The organism is Ruminococcus sp. (assembly GCF_017650195.1).
In the GTDB taxonomy this organism is placed as follows: domain Bacteria; phylum Bacillota; class Clostridia; order Oscillospirales; family Ruminococcaceae; genus Ruminococcus.
Genome location: NZ_JAGCFH010000219.1, coordinates 1 through 3,232, shown reverse-complemented (window position 1 = coordinate 3,232; position 3,232 = coordinate 1). Strand labels below are relative to the sequence as shown.

The following is a 3,232-nucleotide window of genomic DNA, read 5'->3' as shown; positions in this document are numbered from 1 at the left end:
TATACCGTTCCCGAGGGAAGATGACCACCCTCACCGGGCTTTGCTCCTTGAGCCATTTTTATCTGTATTTCCTGAGCTGAAACAAGATATTCGCTCGTTACTCCGAAACGGCCCGAAGCGACCTGCTTGATTGCAGAGCAACGGTCAGATTTGAGTCTTTCAGGGCTTTCTCCGCCTTCACCGCTGTTTGACTTGCCGCCTATACTGTTCATGGCGACTGCCATACATTCGTGAGCTTCCTGAGATATTGAACCATATGACATTGCTCCGGTCTTGAAGCGGCGGCATATACTTTCTACCGATTCAACTTCATCAATTGATATAGCCATGTTCTCGTCATATTTAAAGTCAAGGAGGCTGCGGAGCGTAAGCTCGTTATCTTCGCGGGTTATACTTTCGGAATACTTTTTATATGTATCATAGCTTCCTGTCCATGCAGCCTGCTGAAGCAGATGTATCGTCTCTGGAGTATAAAGATGATCGCTTTTACCGCTTCTGAGCTTGTGACTTCCTATACTGCCGATATCATTTCTTACATGAAGTCCAAGCGGGTCATATGCTGCTGTGTGGAGAGATTCTGTTCGTCTGCTTATTTCAATAAGTCCGATTCCGCCTATACGACTTGTTGTTCCTGCAAAGTATTTGTCAATTAGCTCCTTCGAGATTCCGACAGCTTCAAAAAGCTTACTGCCCTGATAGGACTGTATAGTAGAGATACCCATTTTTGAGGCGATCTTTATGATGCCGTGGAGTATAGCACTGTTGTAATCATCCTCAGCTGCATAGAAGTCTTTGTCTAGAGTGCCTTCGTCGATAAGTCCACGAATAGTCTCCTGTGCAAGATACGGGTTGACAGCGCAGGCACCGTAACCGAGAAGTGCGGCAAAATGATGTACCTCTCTTGGCTCAGCGCTTTCAAGTATCATTGCAACAGCGGTACGCTTTTTGGTTGATACAAGATGCTGCTGAAGAGCTGCAACTGCAAGCAATGAAGGTATTGGGCAATGGAACTCATCTACATTGCGATCTGAAAGTATGAGTATATTTGCGCCTTCGCGGTATGCTTTGTCCGCTTCGAGGAAAAGCTGATCTATGGCCTTATCAAGTGAAGTACCTATATAATATGTAATAGGGATAACCGCGGTTTTGAGCCCGTCCACCTTCATGCTCTTTATTTTGAGCATATCAGTTTCTGTAAGAATCGGATTCTCAATCTTCAAAACATGACAGTTTTCAGGGCTTTCTTCAAGGAGATTACCGTCTTTGCCTATATAAACACTGGTATCGGTAACGATCTCTTCACGTATTGCGTCAAAAGGCGGATTTGTTACCTGTGCGAAAAGCTGTCTGAAATAATTGAAAAGGGAAGGTGACTGCTTGTCAAGAGGAGGAAGCGGAATATCGCTTCCCATAGAAGCTATCGGCTCCGCGCCTTTTTCAGCCATGGGAAGGATACTTGTCTTGATATCCTCATAAGAGTAGCCGAATGCTTTCTGTAGCCTTGCAAGTTCGTCCTTGCTGTATATCTTTACGCCTTTGTTCGGTATATGAAGATCGTGCAGACGAACCAGATTAGCGTCAAGCCATTCGCCGTAGGGCTGACGTGAAGCATAAGAATTCTTTATCTCGTCGTCTTCGATTATCCTGCCCTGCTTCGTGTCGGCAAGAAGCATTTTACCAGGACGAAGACGGTCTTTTTTAACAATATTCTCAGGAGGTATATCTATGCAGCCTGTTTCTGATGAAAGAATGAGAAAGCCATCGCTGGTTATACAATAGCGTGACGGACGAAGGCCATTTCTGTCAAGAACTGCTCCCATAACCTCTCCGTCAGAGAATAGTATTGATGCAGGACCGTCCCACGGCTCCATCATTGTTGCGTAGTACTGGTAAAAATCGTACTTTGCCTTTGATATTGTACGATCGTTTTTCCATGGCTCTGGTATGGAAATCATAACTGCAAGCGGCAGAGGCATTCCGGACATTACCATGAATTCAAGAGCATTGTCAAGACGAGCAGAGTCTGAACCGTTTACATTGATAGCGGGGAGGATCCTGTGCATATCATTTTTCAGAGCTTCACAGTTCATGGTCTCCTCGCGGGCAAGCATTTTATCAGCATTGCCTATTATAGTATTGATCTCACCGTTATGAACTATGAAACGGTTTGGGTGAGCTTTTTGCCAGCTTGGATTTGTATTTGTAGAAAATCGAGAGTGAACCATAGCGATAGCAGATGTGAATTCATCTCGCTGCAGATCGGTGTAGAACCGTCTAAGCTCATCAACAAGGAACATACCCTTATATACAATGGTACGGCTGGAAAGTGAGCATACATAAGTATCCTCATTGGAATGCTCGAATTCACGTCTTGCTATGAACAGCTTTCTGTCGAAATCAAGACCCGTTGCACAACCATCAGGACGCTTAACGAATGCCTGCATTATATGAGGCATACTCTCGTATGCTTTGTGACCAAGTATAGAGGGGGAAGTAGGGACCTCACGCCAGCATATAAGCTCAAGTTTATTCTTTTTTAATATTATCTCGAATAATTTCTTTGCACGGTCGCGCTTAAGCTCATTCTGAGGAAAGAAAAACATACCTACGCCGAAATCACCATTTTTTCCAATATCGTGTCCAAGTTTCTTTGCTTCACTTATAAAGAAGCTGTAAGGCATCTGCACGAGGATACCGACACCATCACCGGTTTTTCCTTCGGCATCTTTGCCTGCACGGTGCTCGAGCTTTTCAACAATAGTAAGTGCATTGTCTACGACTTTTCGTGAGGCTTTACCACTGATGTTTACAACTGCGCCTATTCCGCAGTTATCGTGTTCAAAACGTGGATCATAAAGACCCTGCTGCTCGTATGGAGCTTCTTTTCTGAAATTGTCCATATCATTCACTTGCCTTTCTGATACAGAGCGCCATTGATCTGTACCACAGAATAAAAAAAGACGTTCGGACAGACAAAATGCCTGTCGTAAACGTCCTTGTTCTTAATTAATATCTTAGCACTTTAAAACATAAATGTCAAGTAGGATAATGAAAAAAATCTGTAAATTTCGTTGCTTAATAGCACTTTTGTAAAAAACGAGCACTTTTGGCGTTTAAAGCACAAAAAATATATCGATTTCATACAAAGTTGAAAAAAGCTATTGACAAATCATTCTTCATGGGCTATAATGACAATGTAAACAGCAAGGGCGCTGCGGATCACCGGATCTGC

1 protein-coding gene is annotated in these 3,232 nt (G+C 43.5%); it reads right to left on the bottom strand.

Features of this window, described 5'->3' with window-relative positions:
* The coding region (locus J6U00_RS10065) for a glutamate synthase central domain-containing protein (RefSeq protein WP_296581500.1) at window positions 1–2,900 on the bottom strand (2,900 nt) is incomplete at its 3' end.
* Window positions 2,901–3,232 lie beyond the last annotated feature (332 nt).